Source organism: Halomonas sp. JS92-SW72 (genome assembly GCF_003547075.1).
Taxonomy (GTDB): Bacteria; Pseudomonadota; Gammaproteobacteria; order Pseudomonadales; family Halomonadaceae; genus Halomonas; species Halomonas alkalicola.
Map to the genome: position 1 here is coordinate 3080874 of NZ_CP032147.1, position 16642 is coordinate 3097515.

17 protein-coding genes and 1 other RNA gene are annotated in these 16642 nt (G+C 66.6%); 10 read left to right on the top strand and 8 right to left on the bottom strand.

The features are described from left to right. Window positions 1-91: 91 nt before the first annotated feature. Both dnaK and grpE read right to left on the bottom strand, forming a co-directional pair. Window positions 92-2023 carry a molecular chaperone DnaK gene (gene dnaK / locus D1793_RS14415; protein ID WP_119022773.1) on the bottom strand — a complete coding sequence of 644 codons (1932 nt, stop codon included), beginning with the start codon at window positions 2021-2023 and terminating at the stop codon, window positions 92-94. 123 nt (window positions 2024-2146) lie between these two features. Further along, complete coding sequence (gene grpE, locus D1793_RS14420) at window positions 2147-2764, bottom strand: nucleotide exchange factor GrpE (RefSeq protein WP_119022774.1); 618 nt, start codon at window positions 2762-2764, stop codon at window positions 2147-2149. 234 nt (window positions 2765-2998) lie between these two features. Here grpE and recN point away from each other — a divergent pair, with 234 nt between their 5' ends. Further along, window positions 2999-4672 carry a DNA repair protein RecN gene (recN, locus tag D1793_RS14425; RefSeq protein ID WP_119022775.1) on the top strand — a complete coding sequence of 558 codons (1674 nt, stop codon included), beginning with the start codon at window positions 2999-3001 and terminating at the stop codon, window positions 4670-4672. 102 nt (window positions 4673-4774) lie between these two features. Here recN and fur read toward each other — a convergent pair whose 3' ends face one another. Beyond that, window positions 4775-5221, bottom strand: a complete 447-nt coding sequence (gene fur, locus D1793_RS14430; RefSeq protein ID WP_119022776.1) for a ferric iron uptake transcriptional regulator — start codon at window positions 5219-5221, stop codon at window positions 4775-4777. Window positions 5222-5293: 72 nt separating this feature from the next. On the opposite strand from fur, the gene bamE reads away from it, so the two are divergent. Next, window positions 5294-5755: an outer membrane protein assembly factor BamE gene (gene bamE, locus D1793_RS14435; protein WP_205527558.1), complete on the top strand. Its 462-nt coding sequence runs from the start codon at window positions 5294-5296 to the stop codon at window positions 5753-5755. 52 nt (window positions 5756-5807) lie between these two features. Here the strand turns inward: bamE and D1793_RS14440 are convergent, their stop codons facing one another. Beyond that, a complete protein-coding gene (locus D1793_RS14440) occupies window positions 5808-6104 on the bottom strand; it encodes an RnfH family protein (protein WP_119022778.1) in 297 nt (98 codons plus the stop codon). A gap of 3 nt (window positions 6105-6107) precedes the next feature. Beyond that, a complete protein-coding gene (locus D1793_RS14445; protein WP_110070004.1) occupies window positions 6108-6542 on the bottom strand; it encodes a type II toxin-antitoxin system RatA family toxin in 435 nt (144 codons plus the stop codon). A 128-nt stretch (window positions 6543-6670) separates the two neighbouring features. Here D1793_RS14445 and smpB point away from each other — a divergent pair, with 128 nt between their 5' ends. The 3 genes from smpB to D1793_RS14460 all read left to right on the top strand — a co-directional run bounded on the left by smpB (window position 6671) and on the right by D1793_RS14460 (window position 9079). After that, the gene (smpB, locus tag D1793_RS14450) at window positions 6671-7162 is read left to right on the top strand and encodes an SsrA-binding protein SmpB (RefSeq protein WP_119022779.1); all 492 of its coding nucleotides are present in this window, start codon (window positions 6671-6673) and stop codon (window positions 7160-7162) included. Between the two features lie 41 nt (window positions 7163-7203). Next, window positions 7204-7584: a transfer-messenger RNA gene (gene ssrA / locus D1793_RS14455) on the top strand. A gap of 268 nt (window positions 7585-7852) precedes the next feature. Beyond that, window positions 7853-9079, top strand: coding sequence for an integrase arm-type DNA-binding domain-containing protein (locus D1793_RS14460; RefSeq protein ID WP_119022780.1), 1227 nt, complete (start codon window positions 7853-7855; stop codon window positions 9077-9079). Window positions 9080-9126: 47 nt separating this feature from the next. Here the strand turns inward: D1793_RS14460 and D1793_RS14465 are convergent, their stop codons facing one another. Continuing rightward, window positions 9127-9786, bottom strand: a complete 660-nt coding sequence (locus tag D1793_RS14465) for an FCD domain-containing protein (RefSeq protein ID WP_119022781.1) — start codon at window positions 9784-9786, stop codon at window positions 9127-9129. Between the two features lie 425 nt (window positions 9787-10211). Here D1793_RS14465 and D1793_RS14475 point away from each other — a divergent pair, with 425 nt between their 5' ends. From D1793_RS14475 to D1793_RS14485, 3 genes are all read left to right on the top strand, one after another. Then, complete coding sequence (locus D1793_RS14475) at window positions 10212-11507, top strand: DegT/DnrJ/EryC1/StrS family aminotransferase (protein ID WP_119022782.1); 1296 nt, start codon at window positions 10212-10214, stop codon at window positions 11505-11507. Then, on the top strand, window positions 11446-11901 hold the full coding sequence (locus tag D1793_RS14480; RefSeq protein WP_119022783.1) for a TerB family tellurite resistance protein: 456 nt from the start codon (window positions 11446-11448) through the stop codon (window positions 11899-11901). Before D1793_RS14475 ends, D1793_RS14480 begins: the two co-directional genes overlap by 62 nt. A 180-nt stretch (window positions 11902-12081) precedes the next feature. After that, a complete protein-coding gene (locus D1793_RS14485; protein ID WP_119022784.1) occupies window positions 12082-13323 on the top strand; it encodes an FAD-dependent oxidoreductase in 1242 nt (413 codons plus the stop codon). Window positions 13324-13400: 77 nt separating this feature from the next. Here the strand turns inward: D1793_RS14485 and D1793_RS14490 are convergent, their stop codons facing one another. Further along, a complete protein-coding gene (locus D1793_RS14490; RefSeq protein ID WP_119022785.1) occupies window positions 13401-13838 on the bottom strand; it encodes a hypothetical protein in 438 nt (145 codons plus the stop codon). A 41-nt stretch (window positions 13839-13879) separates the two neighbouring features. Then, a complete protein-coding gene (locus tag D1793_RS14495; RefSeq protein ID WP_119022786.1) occupies window positions 13880-14770 on the bottom strand; it encodes a DMT family transporter in 891 nt (296 codons plus the stop codon). A gap of 170 nt (window positions 14771-14940) precedes the next feature. Between D1793_RS14495 and pyrC the strand changes: the two genes are divergently transcribed. Both pyrC and luxS read left to right on the top strand, forming a co-directional pair. Beyond that, window positions 14941-15978, top strand: coding sequence for a dihydroorotase (gene pyrC, locus D1793_RS14500; protein ID WP_119022787.1), 1038 nt, complete (start codon window positions 14941-14943; stop codon window positions 15976-15978). A 119-nt stretch (window positions 15979-16097) separates the two neighbouring features. Continuing rightward, window positions 16098-16622 (top strand): S-ribosylhomocysteine lyase, encoded by a 525-nt coding sequence (gene luxS, locus D1793_RS14505; RefSeq protein ID WP_119022788.1) that lies wholly within the window; start codon window positions 16098-16100, stop codon window positions 16620-16622. Window positions 16623-16642 lie beyond the last annotated feature (20 nt).

Here is a 16642-nt window from a genome sequence, read left to right on the forward strand (position 1 = left end):
CCTGGTCTAGGCAGTGCTGCCCGATCCGCGGAAACGGCAACGCGGGAGTCGTCCCCCCGCGCTACCGTCGTCCGTGGCATCGCCGTGGCGATTACTGCTTCTTCTGGTCGTCGTTGACTTCTTCGTACTCGGCGTCGACCACGTCATCTTCCTGCTTGGCGCCGGCCTCCTGGCCTTCGCCACCGCCCTGCTGGGCCGCTTCGGCCTGGGCGGCATACATCTTCTGGGCCAGGTTGCCGGAGACCTCGGTCAGCTTGTCGAGCTTGGCCTGGATGTCGTCCTTGTCGTCACCCTTGATCGCCTCCTCGAGCTCCTTGGCGGCGCTCTCGATGGCTTCCTTCTCCTCGTCGCTGGCGTGCTCGCCGGCTTCCTGCACGGTCTTGCGCGCGGCGTGGACCATGCCGTCGGCCTGGTTGCGCAGCTGCACCAGCTCCTCGAACTTCTTGTCCTCGTCGGCGTGGGCCTCGGCGTCGCGGACCATCTGCTCGATCTCGTCGTCGGAGAGGCCGCTGGAGGCCTTGATGACGATGGACTGCTCCTTGCCGGTGGCCTTGTCCTTGGCGGAGACGTTCAGGATGCCGTTGGCGTCCAGGTCGAAGGCGACCTCGATCTGCGGCACCCCGCGCGGCGCCGGCGGGATGTCGGCCAGGTCGAAGCGGCCCAGCGACTTGTTGCCGCCCGCCTGCTTGCGCTCGCCCTGCAGCACGTGGATGGTCACGGCGGTCTGGTTGTCATCCGCGGTCGAGAAGGTCTGGGTCTTCTTGGTCGGGATGGTGGTGTTCTTCTCGATCAGCGGGGTCATCACGCCGCCCAGAGTCTCGATGCCGAGCGTCAGCGGGGTGACGTCGAGCAGCAGCACGTCCTTGACGTCGCCGCCCAGCACGCCGCCCTGGATGGCTGCACCCACGGCCACCGCCTCGTCCGGGTTGACGTCCTTGCGCGCTTCCTTGCCGAAGAATTCGGCGACCTTCTGCTGCACCATGGGCATGCGGGTCTGGCCGCCGACCAGGATGACGTCGTCGATCTCGGAGGCGGAGAGGCCGGCATCCTTCAGCGCGATCTTGCAGGGCGCCAGGGAGCGCTGCACCAGGTCTTCCACCAGCGACTCCAGCTTGGCCCGGGTCACCTTGACGTTGAGGTGCTTGGGACCGGTCTGATCGGCGGTGATGTAGGGCAGGTTGACGTCGGTCTGCTGGGCGCTGGAGAGCTCGATCTTGGCCTTCTCGGCGGCTTCCTTGAGGCGCTGCATGGCCAGGTTGTCGCCGGAGAGATCGATGCCGCTATCGGCCTTGAACTGATCGACCAGGTAGTTGATCAGGTGCATGTCGAAGTCTTCACCACCCAGGAAGGTGTCGCCGTTGGTGGCCAGCACCTCGAACTGGGTCTCGCCGTCGACGTCCGCCACCTCGATGATGGAGATGTCGAAGGTGCCGCCGCCCAGGTCATAGACCGCGATGGTCTTGTCGCCGCGGGACTTGTCCATGCCGTAGGCCAGCGCCGCCGCGGTGGGCTCGTTGATGATGCGCTTGACCTCGAGGCCGGCGATGCGGCCGGCATCCTTGGTGGCCTGACGCTGGCTGTCGTTGAAGTAGGCCGGCACGGTGATCACCGCCTCGGTGACCGGCTCGCCCAGGTAATCCTCGGCGGTCTTCTTCATCTTCTTAAGCACTTCGGCGCTGATCTGGGGCGGGGCCAGCTTCTTGCCCTTCACCTCGACCCAGGCATCGCCGTTGTCGGCCTCGGTGATGGTGTAGGGCACCATCTTGATGTCCTTCTGGACGACGTCGTCCTTGAAGCGACGACCGATCAGGCGCTTGATGGCGTAGAGGGTGTTGGTCGGGTTGGTGACCGCCTGGCGCTTGGCCGACTGGCCCACCAGCGTCTCGCCATCGTCGGTGTAGGCGATGATGGAGGGCGTGGTGCGAGCGCCTTCGGCGTTCTCGATCACCTTGGCGCTGTCGCCGTCGAGCACGGCCACGCAGGAGTTGGTGGTCCCCAGGTCAATACCGATGATGCGTCCCATAGGAAATCCTCGAAAAGTCGTTGCTGTGTATCCGGAGTCGTGTTCTGCGGCCTGCGCCGCGGAGTTGACGTCTATCTGGGGGCCGCAGGCCTCATTTCAAGTCCCGAGGCCAGGATTTGTTGCTCAGCCGGCGGCCTGGCTGACCACCACCATGGCCGGCCGCACCAGGCGGCCGTTGAGCAGATAGCCCTTCTGGAACACGTCCATGACGGTGTTGGGGTCGAGCTCGGGGTTGGGCACCATGGCCATGGCCTCGTGGAACTGCGGGTCGAAGGGCTCGCCCGCCGGCTCCAGGATCTCCACCCCGAACTTGGCCAGCACGTCGCGCTGCATCTTCAGCGTCATGGCGACGCCCTCGCGATGGGCCTCGGTGGCCTCGTCCGCCATGGCCTCGAGGGCCTTCTCCAGGCTGTCCACTACCGGCAGCAGCTCCTTGACGAACTTCTCCAGGGCGAACTTGCGGGCCTTCTCGGCCTCCTGCTCGGCCCGGCGGCGCACGTTCTGGGCCTCGGCGGCGGCACGCAGCGCCTGGTCCTTGGCCTCGGCGACGCTCTGCTCCAGCTCCTCGACGCGGGCGGCCAGCAGCTCGGCCTCGGGGTTGTCGCTCGCCTCGGCGGCGGCCTCGGTCTCCTCGGCCGCCTCGATGGCCTCCTCCAGCTCGCCTTCGATGGGCTGGGGCTCGGCCTCCTGCTCACGACGGGCAAGTTCCTCGTCCAGCGGGGTCTGGGGATCTCTGGCCATGGGTCTCTCCTGACAGGGATGCGGCGGCGCCTGGCCGCCGATGCAACATGAATGAGGGGGTTGAACGGTTCTGCGAGCTATATGGGGACGCCAGGGCGGATCTCAAGGTGAGACAGCCGGGAGAGGCCGATCCGTGCATTGTGGGGCATCGTGGACTACTGTATAAACGCACACATATTGGATGTATGACCAGTAGTCCTGAGATCAGGGCGCGCAGACTTCCCGGGAGGCCTCATGCTGACAGAGCTTGCCATTCGCGACTTCGCCATCGTCGACCACCTGGAGCTGGAGCTCGCCGGCGGCATGACCGCCATCACCGGCGAGACCGGCGCCGGCAAGTCGATCCTGCTCGGCGCCCTGGGGCTCTGCCTGGGCGAGCGCGCCGATGCCGGCAGCGTGCGCCACGGCGCCGAGCGCGCCGACCTCAGCGCGCGCTTCGATATCGCCGCGCTGCCCGAGGCCCGCGCCTGGCTCGCGGCCCGGGAGCTGCCCGAGGACGATTGCCTGCTGCGGCGCGTAGTGAGCACCAATGGCCGCTCCAAGGCGTGGATCAACGGCCAGCCGGCCACCGTGGCCGATCTCAAGGCGCTGGGCGAGCGGCTGATCGAGATCCACGGCCAGCACGCCCACCAGGCACTGCTGCGCGAGGAGACCCACCTGCGCCTGCTCGACGACTTCGCCGGCCACCGCGAGGCGGTGGGCGAGATGGCCGAGACCTTCCGCACCTGGCAGGCCGCCAGGCGCCGGCTGCGGCGGCTGGCCGAGGACGGCGACGAGCTGGCCGCCCGCCGCCAGCTGGTGCGCTATCAGGTGGAGGAGCTCGACCAGCTGGCGCTGGCCGAGGGCGAGCTCAAGGCGCTGGAGGAGGAGCAGGAGGAGCTGGCCCACGCCGAGGAGCGCCTGCGCGAGGCGCAGTTCGCCGCCGAGTGCTGCGACAACGACGAAGGCGGCGCCATGAGCCTGCTGACTCAGGCGATCAACCACCTCTCGGCGCTGCCGGGCAGCGACCGCGGCCGCCTGGCCGAGGCGCTCGCCATGCTGGGCGATGCCCGCATCCAGGTCGAGGAGGCCGCCCGGGAGCTCCACCACTTCGCCGAGGGCACCGAGCTCGACCCGGAGCGCCTGGCCTGGGTCGAGCAGCGCCTCGGCGAGGTGCACCGCCTGGCCCGCAAGCATCATGTGATGCCCGAGGAGCTCACCGCGCTGCACCAGCAGCTGCAGGAGGAGCTGGCTCGCCTGGAAGGCGGCGAGGAAGATCTCGAGACCCTGGAGGCCGAGGTGGACGCCCTGCGCGAGCGGTGGCGGGGGCAGGCCCGCCAGGTGGGCGACGCGCGCCGCCAGGCCGCCACCCGCTTCGGCAAGGCGGTCCAGGAGCAGCTCGCCTTCCTGGCCATGGGCAAGGCGCGCTTCGAGGTCGAGGTGCTGGAGCGTGACACCCCCGCCGCCGAGGGCCTGGAGGGCGTACGCTTCCTGATCAGCGCCAACCCCGGCCAGCCGGCCCGGCCGCTGGCCAAGGTGGCCTCCGGGGGTGAGCTGTCGCGCATCAGCCTGGCGATCCAGGTGGTCGCTGCCCGCCACTCCACCATTCCCAGCCTGGTGTTCGACGAGGTGGACGTGGGGGTCTCCGGCGCCACCGCCGAGATCGTCGGCCAGCTGCTGCGCCGCCTGGGCGAGCAGGGCCAGGTGATGACCGTGACCCACCTGCCCCAGGTGGCGGCCCAGGCCCACCGGCACCTGCACATCGAGAAGCGTGCGGAGCAGGAGACCACCCTCACCCGCATGGCGCTGCTCGACGAGGCCGGCCGGGTGGGCGAGCTGGCGCGCATGCTGGGCGGGGTCAACCTCTCCGAACGCACCCTGGCCCACGCCCGCGAGATGCTCGACGCCAGCCAGCGCCCCCACCACTGAGCCCACCCGCCGGCGGCGGACCCCCGAACGCGCGCGGCCCCGATCGAGGATCGGGGCCGCGCTGAGCCGTGGGCGCCGGTCGTGGGACCGGCTGCCGGGCCGCTACTTCTTCTGGGTGGCGTCCTGGCGGGTCACGCTCGAGCCCTTGGGGCGCACATAGAGCACCAGGGCGTGGTCGACGAGGTCGAAGCCATGCTCCTCGGCGATCTCCTGCTGGCGCCGCTCGATGGTCTCGTCGAAGAACTCGATGATCTCGCCGCTCTCCAGGCAGACCATGTGATCATGGTGCTCGTCCTGGGAGATCTCGAAGACGGCGTGGCCGCCATCGAAGTTGTGGCGCACCACGAGGCCCGCGGACTCGAACTGGGTCAGCACGCGGTAGACGGTGGCCAGGCCGACGTCCTCGCCGGCTTCCAGCAGGGTCTTGTAGACGTCCTCGGCGCTCATGTGGTGCTCGCCCTGGGCGTTCTCGAGGATCTGCAGGATCTTGACGCGGGGCAGGGTCACCTTCAGACCGGCCTTGCGCAGTTCATGGTTCTGGTCGGCCATGGTTGCTCTTCGCAGTATCGGGTAGGGTCGGGTATGATCGACCGAAACCACGATAGTGAAGAACAGGCGCAAATGCAAAAGTTGACAAGAATCGTCACCCTTTCTGCCGCCCTGCTGCTGGCCAGCGGTTGCAGCTACTTCGGGGTCTACAAGCGGGACATCCCTCAGGGCAACCTGGTCACCGCCGACATGGTGGAACAGCTGCGTCCCGGCATGACCCGCGACGACGTGGTCTACGTCATGGGCCGCCCGCTGCTGGAGGCACCCTTCGACGCCAACCAGTGGGACTACGTGTTCCGTCTCGACGAGGCCTACGGCGGTGTGGAACGGCGCCGCGTGACCCTGACCTTCGACGGCAACCGCCTGGTGGATATCCAGCGCGAGGGTAACCTGGAGCGCGATATCGACCTGCGCGCCAGCGAGGGCGCCGGCCCCCAAGTAGAAGGCGCCGAGCCGCTGGAGACCACCCCGGAGCCGCAGCCAGAAGGCGGCGCGACCGTGCCCATGGGCGGCGAGCCGGCCAGCGATTTCTGAACCCGCAGGCGACGCCCCTGGACGCCCCGCCGTGGCCCTGCCCGGCGGGGCGTCAGCGTTTTTCGGCGGCCCGGGCCAGCCGGGCCTGCTTGGGATCGATGGTCAGCGGGCGGTAGAGCTCCACGCGATCGCCGGCCCGCAGGCGATGGGTCGCCGGCTCGCGCAGCCGCCTGCCGAAGATGCCGAGGTCTGGCTGCTCGAAGGCCTCCGCGGGCAGCTCGGGGAAGCGCCCGGGCAGGTTGGCCAGCACCACCGCCTCGCTGGCGGTGGTGCCCAGGGGCACGCTCAGCGCCACCACGGCCTGATGCCCGGGCAGGGCGAAGGCCACCTCCACCGCGATCTCGGCCATGGCTCAGCGCCCGTAGAGCTGATCGGCGCGGCGGGTGAAGGCCTCCACCAGCTGCCCCGCCACCTGCTGGAAGAGCTTGCCGAAGGCCATGCCCAGCAGGCGGTTGGCGAACTCGAACTCCATCTCCAGGCACACCTTACAGGCGTTCTCGCCCATGGGGATGAACATCCAGCGCCCGCGCAGGCGCTTGAAGGGGCCGCTGACCAGCGACATCTCGATGCGCTCCGGTTCGATCAGGTCGTTGCGCGTGGCGATGCTCTGCTCGATGCCCGCGCGCCCCAGGGTCATCTCGCCGATCAGGTGGGAGTCATCCCGCTCGATCAGGCGGGCGCGACGACAGCCGGGCAGGAACTCCGGATAGCGCTCGAAATCGTTGACCAGGTCGAACATCTGCTGGGGGGTGTGTCGCACCATGGCGGTTCGGTTGACCGTTGGCATTGAGCTCTCCGCTGACTTCACAGTGCCCAGGGCGTATCATGAGCCGTTATTTCAGGCCTTGAATGGTATCACGCTTCCCCCCATATCGAAGGGGCGGCCGCCAAGGGCACGGACAGACACGAGGTTTCATGGCCAACAAGAAAGGCAAGGGCAATGGGCCCACCAGCAACGTCATCGCCCAGAACAAGAAGGCGCGCTTCGAGTACCACATCGACGAGGTGTTCGAGGCGGGCCTGGTGCTGGCCGGCTGGGAGGTGAAGAGCCTGCGCGCCGGCAAGGCGCAGCTCACCGACACCTACATCCTGGTCAAGAACGGCGAGGCCTGGCTGCTGGGCAGCCATATCATGCCGCTCAACACCGCCAGCACCCACGAGATCGCCGACCCCGTCCGCACCCGCAAGCTGCTGTTGCACCGGAAGGAGATCGCCAGGATCTTCTCGCGGACCCAGGACAAGGGGCACACCTGCGTGCCGCTCAAGCTCTACTGGAAGGGCAACCGGGTGAAGTGCGAGCTGGCCCTGGTGACGGGCAAGAAGCTCCACGACAAGCGGGCCACCGAGAAGGACCGCGACTGGCAGCGCCAGAAGGGTCGCATCATGCGGGAACAAAACAAGGCGTAGGCTGTCACAGTGACGCACATCCTGATAGGATGCGCGATCAAGGGGGCGACATGGTTTCGACGCCGGTGACAACCCCTGCGGTGCATGCCGAGAGCGTGATGTATCTCGTAAATCCAACATCACAAATGAATAGTCGCAAACGACGACAACTACGCTCAGGGCGCGCTGGCAGCTTAAACGCTGTTAGCTTCTAGTCCGGCCCCGAAGTGATGTGCCCATTCATCACGGAGGGGATATGAGCCAAGACTGATGGGATCGTGATCGGTAGCGTCCTCATGCCGGTTGCTAAATCTACGAGGAATCGCGTCGCTGGATCCTGACCGTTGGAGCCAGAGGCGTTAAATCAAATAACGGAATCTAAGCATGTAGAGCCAATGGGCGAGTGCTGGCGGACGCGGGTTCAATTCCCGCCGCCTCCACCACACAAAGGTTTCAGGACTTCCCAAGAAGCACCAGAAACCGCATGAATAGGGGCCTCCGGGCCCCTTTCTTGTTTCAGGAGCATCCACCCGAATCTTTGACATACCCCCATTGATGGGGGTAAATCTGGGGGTACAACGTCGAAACCAAAATTTGATACCCCCAACCCACCCGGCACCAGCAGTAGCCGGGGCTTTGCCCGCGAGCTCACCCATTGGATGGGGGTGCCGAGACTGGGGGTACTGGCCACGCCTTCCATGAGGTACCCCCATGAGCCGCCAGACCAACAAACTCACCGCCACTGCCGTTAAGTCAGCAAAACCCACAGACAAGCCGGTTAAAATGGCCGATGGCGGCGGCCTCTACCTGGAGGTCCGGGCGAGTGGGGGCAAATACTGGCGGATGAAATACCGTTTTGCCGGTAAAGAAAAACTGCTCGCCATCGGCACCTACCCCGAGATCTCGCTGGCTGACGCTCGCAAGGCACGCGAAAAGGCCAAGGAGCGGCTTAGTGAGGGGGTGGACCCCAGCATGGCCAAGCAGCTTGAGCGCAAGCTGGGGCAACAGGTCGCTGCCAATACCTTCCAGCTGGTGGCACAGGAGTGGCTTGAGCGTGTTCACCAGCATGATGTCGTGCCTGATCACTACCAGCGCAACCGCCGACGACTCGAGCGCGATGCCTTTCCTGTTCTCGGCAAGAGACCGCTTTCCGAGATCTCCGCGGCTGAACTGCTGGCCTGCCTGCGCCGCATCGAGGACAGGGGCCATGTGGAAACAGCCCACCGCGTAAAAGCACTGTGCGGACAGGTATTTCGCTACGGGATCTCCACCGGGCGCGCCGAGCGAGACCCCACCCCTGACCTTCGGGGCGCGCTTCGCCCCCATAGATCCCAGCACTTCGCAGCGCTCACGGAGCCCAGCGCCGTTGCAGAGCTCCTGAGAGCGATCGATGGCTACGGCGGCCAGCCCGTCACTATCGCCGCACTGCAGATCGCTCCTATGGTTTTTACTCGCCCAGGGGAGCTGCGCCAGGCCAGGTGGAGCGACATCGACCTGGATAACGCGCTGTGGTCGTTCACAGCCAGCAAAACCGATCAGCCGCTCCTCGTTCCCCTCCCCTCCCAGGCTGTAGCCATCCTGCGCGATCTCTACGGCCTCACTGGCCGCTCAGAATATGTATTCCCCGGCGCGCGCAGCCACAAAAGGCCGATGAGCAACGTCGCGATCAAGGCGGCTTTGGATCGAATGGGATTCAAAGGGCAGATGACTGCTCATGGCTTCCGAGCCATGGCCCGAACAATCCTAGCTGAACGACTGGGCTATCCACCTGAGTACATCGAACAGCAGCTTGCGCATGCAGTGCGCGACAGCAATGGACGGGCATACAACCGGACCCAGTTTCTGGAGCAGCGGCGTGAGATGCTTCAACGCTGGGCAGATTACCTGGATGAGCTGCGCCAAGCCCACCCATCGTCAAGTCAAAGCTCGGCGCAATAGCAAGATAACAGCCTTGCCAGTCAAAGCTTTCAGGGAGAAATACGTCCTTATTGACAGGCTCCCAGCGCCACCTGGTAGGAGCGCTGGATATGATCCTCCATCAGCGCCTGGGCAGCGGCCACTTTTCCCGCCAGTGCCAGCTCTACCAGTTGGTCATGCTGCTGGTTGAGCTGATCGCGTACCTGGGGAGCCCGTGGGGCCAGGCGCCGATAGCGGTCGAACTGATCATGGAGCTGCTCAATGAAGCGCAGTAGCCACACAGAGCCGCAGGGGGCGAGTAGTGTCCGATGGAACTGGCCATGGAGCCTTTCCCACTCGTCAACCTGCTCCGGGCACTCGTCGGCCCGCTTCAGGCGATGGGCCGCGGCCAGCAGCTCCGATTCCCATGCCGCATTTCCCCGCTCAATGGCACGCACCAGTGCCATACACTCCAGTTCACGGCGCATCTCGGCGATGTCATCAAGCTCGCTACGATCCAGCCTCGGGACTCGAAAACCCCTCTGGTTCTCCTGGATCAGTAGCCCGTACGCCGCTAGCCGATTGAGTGCCTCGCGCAGCGGGCTCAAACCGATGTCATAACGCTCCCTCAGAGCACTGATCGCTACCTTTTCCCCTGCCTCAAAGCGCCCGTTGACGAGCTCTTCCCGCAAGGTGTCGTAGATGAGGCTGGACCGGGTCCGGCCACTCTTCCGTTTGGGTGCTGCCATGCCTCCCTCCGTATTGATGCCAGACCGTTTAATTGCTGACCATTTGACGCTTTGCCTGCTCGGATCCTATAGTCAACAGCATAATCGATTTCTTGATCTATGCGCGACATATTGGGATTGCATCTATGGTTTCAAGAATTACCGACACGGAATGCTCAGCGCCATGAGCACTGGCCCTCAGGCGCCGCTGGGTGCCCTCTTCTGGTCCTTCACCCGCATCGGCCTGCTCGGCTTCGGCGGTGGTCCGGCCATGATACAATCAGCAGGATACGTCACCCTCTCGACTTCCCTCCATACACAAGACTTGAGCTTAACTCGGACTTGGTCTACCTGTGGCGCACCGCGTTTCCCCGCCTCGCTCACGGGGCGGAGGAGCGCTGAGACATCATGATCGTTGCAGGCGCCCCTGGCGCCGGGAGGTATCGATGGAAGGCTGGCCACGTCATGAACCCGATGAGCTGGAAGCGGTGACCCGCGTGCTGCGCTCGGGGCGTGTGAACTACTGGAACGGCGAGGAGGGGCGCGCCTTCGAGCAGGAGTTTGCCGAGTATCACGGCATGCCCCATGCCATTGCCGTGGCCAACGGCACCCTGGCGCTGGAGCTGGCGCTGCGAGCGCTCGAGGTGGGTGTGGGTGACGAGGTGGTGGTGACACCGCGCAGCTTCATGGCGTCGGTCTCCTGCGTGGTGGCCTGCGGGGGGCGCCCGGTGTTTGCCGACGTCGATCCCGACACCGGCAACCTCACCGTCGCGAGCGTAGCGGCGGTCCTGACGCCGCGTACCCGGGCCGTGGTGGCCGTGCACCTGGCGGGTTGGCCCTGCGATCTGGGGGCGCTGCGGGACTTCTGTGATCGTCTCGGGCTCTACCTTATCGAGGACTGCGCCCAGGCCCATGGCGCCCTCTGGAACGGCTGGAGGGTCGGCAGCGTCGGCGATGCGGCGGCCTTCTCCTTCTGTACCGACAAAATCATCTCCACTGGCGGCGAGGGCGGCATGCTGCTGCTGAAGGACGCAGCGGCCTGGGAGCGCGCCTGGAGCTACAAGGATCACGGCAAGTCTTGGCGGGCGGTGCACGCCGAGCATCCACCTGGATTTCGCTGGCTGCACGGCAGCTTCGGCAGCAACTGGCGGCTCACCGAGATGCAGGCAGCCATCGGGCGCTGCCAGCTGCGCAAGCTGGCCGGCTGGGTGGCCCGTCGCACCGAGAATGCGGCACGCCTGGCGGCAGGGCTCAACGGGGTGGCGGGGCTTCGCTTTCCGGCCTGCCCGCCACAGGCCATGCCGGCCTGGTACCGCTTCTACGCCTATGTGGAGCCCGAGGCGCTGACGCCGGGCTGGGACCGAGACGCCCTGGTCGCCGAGATCAACTCGCGAGGAGGCCACTGCCTGCACGGTGGCTGCAGCGAGATCTATCGGGAGCAGGCCTTCGAGGGCACCGATCTTCGTCCTCGCGCGCCGCTGCCGGTGGCGAGGCGACTGGGCGAGACCAGCCTGATGTTCCTGGTGGACCACACGCTGTCTGTCGAACAGATGGGCCGCCTGGCCGACACGGTCGCCGAGGTGATGGCCATGGCGACGCTGGTGGAGCGCAAGTGGCCCGCTTTCGAACGTCGGCGCCGGCCTCGTGTCATAGCGGGTGACAGGCAACCGGAGATCGACCGTGCTCGCAGATATCCAACGATTCTTCCAGCAGGTGCTGGCCGATCCCGAGGCGCGGGATGACAAGGCGCCGACCCTGGAGCTGGCCACCGCCGCCCTGCTGTGCGAGGTGATGCGCGCCGACTATCAGGAGGACCCGGCGCAGCTGGTGGCGCTGCGCGAGATGCTGCGAGGCCGCTTTGCGCTCGAGGACGAGGCGGTGGATGAGCTGGTCGACCTCGCCCGGGAGGAGGTCGAGAGCTCGGTGGACCATTACCAGTTTGTCAGCCTGATCAAGCAGCACTATGACTACCCGAAACGCTGCGAGCTGGTGCGCATGATGTGGGACCTGGCGCTGGCCGACGGCGAGCACCATCACCTGGAGGAGCACCGCATTCGTCAGCTCGCCGACCTGCTGCACGTGGGCCACGGCGACTTCATCCGCGCCAAGCTCCAGTCCCGGGGTGAGCGCGCTTGAAAGAATTCTCTGCAGGCGGTGTTTCTGTGAGAGAAAAATGTCGATAATTAGTCTCGCAACAGATATAAAATCTTAATTTTCCACCACTTGCCGATGTTCCGCCGAGGCCTGCTAGACTTCACGCCATGATTGCCCTGCCGCGAGGCGGGGTTTTCTCTTTGGCTGAGCAGGGAGACTTCCATGTCCCGCAACATCATCGTTCTCGGCGCCGGGATGATCGGCGTCTCGGTGGCCTGGCACCTGGCGCGCCGCGGCCACGACGTTACCCTGGTGGATCGTCGCGCCCCGGGCCTCGAGACCTCCTTCGGCAATGCCGGCATCATCCAGCGCGAGGCGGTGCGCCCCTACGCCTTCCCCCGGGATCTCGGCACCCTACTGCGCGTGCTGCCCAACCGCGAGGTGGACATCCGCTATCGTCCGACTGGCATGGTCGGCGCGGCGGGGCCGCTCCTGCAGTACTGGATCAACTCCGGCGGGGCGCGCTACGCGCGCATCGTCAACGAGTGGGCCTCGTTGATCATGCGCTGCCAGGACGCCCACGCCCCAATGATCGAGGCCGCCGGCGCCGAGGCGCTGGTGCGCAAGGGCGGCTGGCTGGAGCTCTACCGGACCCGCAAGGCGCTGGACGAGCGCCTGGTGGAGGCCAAGGAGAACCAGGAGCGCTTCGGCGTGGAGTACGAGGTGCTGGATGCAAAGGCACTCTATGCCAAGGAGCCGCACCTGGCCGAGGGGCTGGTCGGTGCCATCCACTGGACCCAGCCGTGGATGGTGGCGGACCCGGGCGGCCTGGTGCAGGCCTACGCCGCGAACTTCGAGGCGCTTGGCGGCCATGTGATGCAGGCCAGCGTGGAGGAGGTGCATCAGGTGGGCACCGGCTGGCGCGTCACCACCAGCGAGGGGGCTCTGGAGGCGCAGCAGGTGGTGGTGGCCATGGGCCCCTGGAGCGGCGAGCTGCTGTCACGGCTGGGCCTCGAGGCGCCGCTGTTCGTGAAGCGTGGCTATCACATGCACTACTCGGCGGAGGGAGAGGCCCGGCTCAACCACTGGGTGATGGATGCCGAGCGGGGCTTCCTGCTCGAGCCGATGCGGGCCGGCATTCGTCTGACCACCGGCGCGGAGCTGGCCGACCTGGACGCGCCGCCCCAGTATAAGCAGCTGGCGGCGGCGGAGAAGGCGGCGCGCAAGCTGTTCCCCCTGGGCAAGCGGCGCGATGCCCAGCCGTGGAAGGGCGCGCGTCCCTGCATGCCCGACATGAAGCCGGTGATCGGCGCCGCGCCTGGCAAGGAGGGCCTGTGGCTGGCCTTCGGCCACGGCCACCAGGGCTTCACCCTGGGGCCCGCCACCGGTGAGCTGCTGGCCCAGATGATGGATGGAGAGACCCCGGCGGTCGACATGGCGCCGTTCCGCCTCGACCGTTTCTGACGGCGCCTCGGGTTGCAAGGCCCTACACGACAGCGGGCGCCTGATTGCCAGGCGCCCGCTGTCTCGTCGGGGGGAGGCTATCCCTCGGCCTTGCCGTTGCTGCTATTCCGGCGGCGCAGCTGGTGGATGGCCAGCTTGATCAGCACCGTGACCACGAAGACCAGCCAGCCGGCGGTGGCGAAGACGTTGAACAGCATCATCTTCTGCGGTCCGCTCAGCGGGGCCAGCACGCTCTCGATGACGATGCCAAAGAAGAAGGCCAGGGTCAGCGGCAGCGCCAGGATATGCATCCACATCTCGGTGCGCCGTTTGCGCACGTGGTAGCGGCGCAGCAGCACGCGAATGGGGCGATGCACGAAGCTGACCAGCACCAGCGCCCCCAGCATCAGCAGCGCGGCCAGGGTGGGCTCGATGCTGCCGACCTGCGCCGTCAGGCTGATCGACCAGTACACCACCAGCCAGGACAGCCCGGACAGAACGGTGACCAGATCGGCATAGTGGCGCACCTTCGGCATGTTCACTTCCCTCGTTGGATCTGCGGGCATGATACGGGAAATCAGCGCCGCGTGAAGAGCCGGCGAACCCAGTACCAGCGGTTGATCAGCAGCGCGGCGAAGATCAGCACGCAGCCCGCAAGCTGCAGCGGCGTCATGGTCTCGCGGTACCAGGCGGCGGCCAGCAGGGCGGTCCAGACCGCCTCCAGCATCAGGATCACCGCGGCATGGCTGGGGGTGGTGAGCCCCTGGGCGTGCACCTGGAGGAAGAAGCGCAGGGTGCTGGCCAGCAGCACGCTGGCGGCCAGCCAGCCGAGGGTCACCCCGCCGATGCGCCCAGGCCAGGGCTCGATCAGAAGCGAAGCCAGGCCGAGCAGCAGGCCCACCACGCTGAGCTGGATCACCGTGAGCGGCAGGGCCGGCACCCGGCGTACCACTCGCGAGTTGACGTTGATCAGGATCGAGAAGAGCACCGCCGAGGCGGTGATGAGGCCCTGGCTGGCCTCGATGCGCAGCCCCGCGTTGAGCGACAGCAGGGCGAAGCCGAGCAGTGCCACCGGCAGGGCAATCCAGGTGCTGCGCGGCGGGCGGTCGCCGAACAGCAGGCGGGCCATCACCGGCACCAGCAGGATGCCCAGGCTATTGATGAAGGCGCTCTCGCCGAGGTGACGGGAGTGGTAAAGGCCGAGGATCCACAGCGCCAGGGCGGCGCTGAACAGCACGCCGACGCCGGAGGCGGCCAGGATGTCGCTGCGGGACAGCCGGCGCAGGGCGGGCAGGGCGAAGGCGCCGAGGAGCATCCCGGCCAGCAGGAAGCGGGTGCCGATGAACAGCAGCGGCGGCATGCCGTTCAGGGCCTCCTTGGAGAAGATCCAGCCGGCCGCGGCCAGCAGGGTGACCAGCAGCAGCAGCAGGTCGGCGCGCAGCGGCGCCCGGGTGGTGGTGTTGGGCATGGGGTCCTGAGGGGCTGAGAGTTGGCCCGAGACGGGTGACAAGGATGTTAGCAGACAAAGTAACTTGCCGTGTGCCGATCGGCACGCTCGCCCGACGGCTTCCGGAATCTTTGGGCATCTTTCCGTATAATGGGCACATGCTTCCTTGACCCGCCGACACAGGACCCGCCGTGACTTCACTGACCCTGACCCGCCCCGATGACTGGCACCTGCACCTGCGTGACGACGAGGCGCTGGCCGCCGTGGTCGGTGCCACTGCTCGCCAGATGGGCCGTGCCATCATCATGCCCAACCTCACGCCGCCGGTCACCACCACCGAGCAGGCCCTGGCCTACCGCGAGCGCATCCTGGCCGCGCTGCCGGCGGGCAGCGCCTTCGAGCCGCTGATGACGCTCTACCTCACCGACAGGACGCCGGCCGAGGAGATCGAGCGCGCCCACGCCAGCGGCCTGGTGCATGCGGTCAAGCTCTACCCGGCCGGTGCCACCACCAACTCCGATTCCGGCGTCACCGACCTCGCCCACTGCGACGCCGCCATCGCCGCCATGGCGAGGCTCGGCCTGCCGCTGCTGGTACACGGCGAGGTGACCGACGCCGAGATCGATATCTTCGATCGCGAGGCGGTGTTCATCGAACGGGTGATGAAGCCGCTGCTCGAGCGCCACCCCACCCTGAGGGTGGTCTTCGAGCACATCACCACCGCGGATGCCGCCGAATTCGTGACCAGCGCTCCGGCCAACGTGGCCGCGACGATCACCGCCCACCACCTGCTCTACAACCGCAACCACATGCTGGTGGGCGGCATTCGTCCCCACTACTACTGCCTGCCGATCCTCAAGCGCGAGCGTCACCGCCAGGCGCTGCTGGCGGCGGCGACCTCCGGCAGTCCCAAGTTCTTCCTGGGCACCGACAGCGCCCCCCACGCCCAGGGTGACAAGGAGAGCGCCTGCGGCTGCGCCGGCGCCTACACCGCCCCGGCGGCCATCGAGCTCTATGCCGAGGCCTTCGAGGCGGCGGGTGCCCTGGCGCGACTGGAGGGCTTCTCCAGCCACTTCGGGCCGGACTTCTACGGCCTGCCTCGCAATGCCGACACCATCACCCTGGTGCGTGAGCCGTGGCAGCTGCCGACCTCGCTGCCCTACGCCGCAGGCCAGCGCATCGTGCCGCTGCGTGCCGGCGAGACGCTGGCCTGGAAGCTGCAGGCATAATGCCTCCGCGCCCGCCGGGCCCTTGCGAGGCCCCGGCGGGTGCCGCCAGTTTTCGGGCAGGGCCTCGCCCGGATCTGTTATCGTGCCGTTGAATTCATCGGACCTGAATGGAGAACCCCATGCCACTCCTGGACAGTTTTCGCGTTGATCATACCCGGATGGAGGCGCCCGCCGTGCGGGTCGCCAAGGCCATGCAGACCCCCTCTGGCGACAAGATCACCGTCTTCGACCTGCGCTTCTGCCTGCCCAACCGCGAGATCCTCTCGGAGAAGGGTATCCATACCCTGGAGCACCTCTTCGCCGGTTTCATGCGGGACCATCTCAACGGGCCCGAGGTGGAGATCATCGATCTCTCGCCCATGGGTTGCCGTACCGGCTTCTACATGAGCGTGATCGGCACGCCCAGCGAAGCGGACGTAAGCCGCGCGTGGCTGGCCGCCATGGAGGATGTCACCCGGGTGCCGAGCGCGGATCAGATCCCCGAGCTCAACGAGTACCAGTGCGGCACCTACACCCTGCACTCCCTGGAGGAGGCACAGGCGATCGCTCGGGACATCATCGCCCGCGGGATTGGCGTCAACAGCAACGAGGCGCTCTACCTCAGCGAGGCCTTCCTGGCGGAGGCGGAGGGCAAGAGCGCCTGAGCGCCTCGCGCCAGGACCTT

What these genes read in the sequence shown, in the direction of transcription:
- D1793_RS14495 (WP_119022786.1), bottom strand. Translation starts at nt 14,770, where the DNA reads ATGCCCAACACCACCACCCGGGCGCCGCTGCGCGCCGACCTGCTGCTG.
- luxS (WP_119022788.1), top strand. Translation starts at nt 16,098, where the DNA reads ATGCCACTCCTGGACAGTTTTCGCGTTGATCATACCCGGATGGAGGCG.
- D1793_RS14445 (WP_110070004.1), bottom strand. Translation starts at nt 6,542, where the DNA reads ATGCCAACGGTCAACCGAACCGCCATGGTGCGACACACCCCCCAGCAG.
- D1793_RS14485 (WP_119022784.1), top strand. Translation starts at nt 12,082, where the DNA reads ATGTCCCGCAACATCATCGTTCTCGGCGCCGGGATGATCGGCGTCTCG.
- grpE (WP_119022774.1), bottom strand. Translation starts at nt 2,764, where the DNA reads ATGGCCAGAGATCCCCAGACCCCGCTGGACGAGGAACTTGCCCGTCGT.
- D1793_RS14440 (WP_119022778.1), bottom strand. Translation starts at nt 6,104, where the DNA reads ATGGCCGAGATCGCGGTGGAGGTGGCCTTCGCCCTGCCCGGGCATCAG.
- D1793_RS14465 (WP_119022781.1), bottom strand. Translation starts at nt 9,786, where the DNA reads ATGGCAGCACCCAAACGGAAGAGTGGCCGGACCCGGTCCAGCCTCATC.
- D1793_RS14475 (WP_119022782.1), top strand. Translation starts at nt 10,212, where the DNA reads ATGGAAGGCTGGCCACGTCATGAACCCGATGAGCTGGAAGCGGTGACC.
- fur (WP_119022776.1), bottom strand. Translation starts at nt 5,221, where the DNA reads ATGGCCGACCAGAACCATGAACTGCGCAAGGCCGGTCTGAAGGTGACC.
- D1793_RS14460 (WP_119022780.1), top strand. Translation starts at nt 7,853, where the DNA reads ATGAGCCGCCAGACCAACAAACTCACCGCCACTGCCGTTAAGTCAGCA.
- D1793_RS14490 (WP_119022785.1), bottom strand. Translation starts at nt 13,838, where the DNA reads ATGCCGAAGGTGCGCCACTATGCCGATCTGGTCACCGTTCTGTCCGGG.
- recN (WP_119022775.1), top strand. Translation starts at nt 2,999, where the DNA reads ATGCTGACAGAGCTTGCCATTCGCGACTTCGCCATCGTCGACCACCTG.
- bamE (WP_205527558.1), top strand. Translation starts at nt 5,294, where the DNA reads ATGCAAAAGTTGACAAGAATCGTCACCCTTTCTGCCGCCCTGCTGCTG.
- dnaK (WP_119022773.1), bottom strand. Translation starts at nt 2,023, where the DNA reads ATGGGACGCATCATCGGTATTGACCTGGGGACCACCAACTCCTGCGTG.
- smpB (WP_119022779.1), top strand. Translation starts at nt 6,671, where the DNA reads ATGGCCAACAAGAAAGGCAAGGGCAATGGGCCCACCAGCAACGTCATC.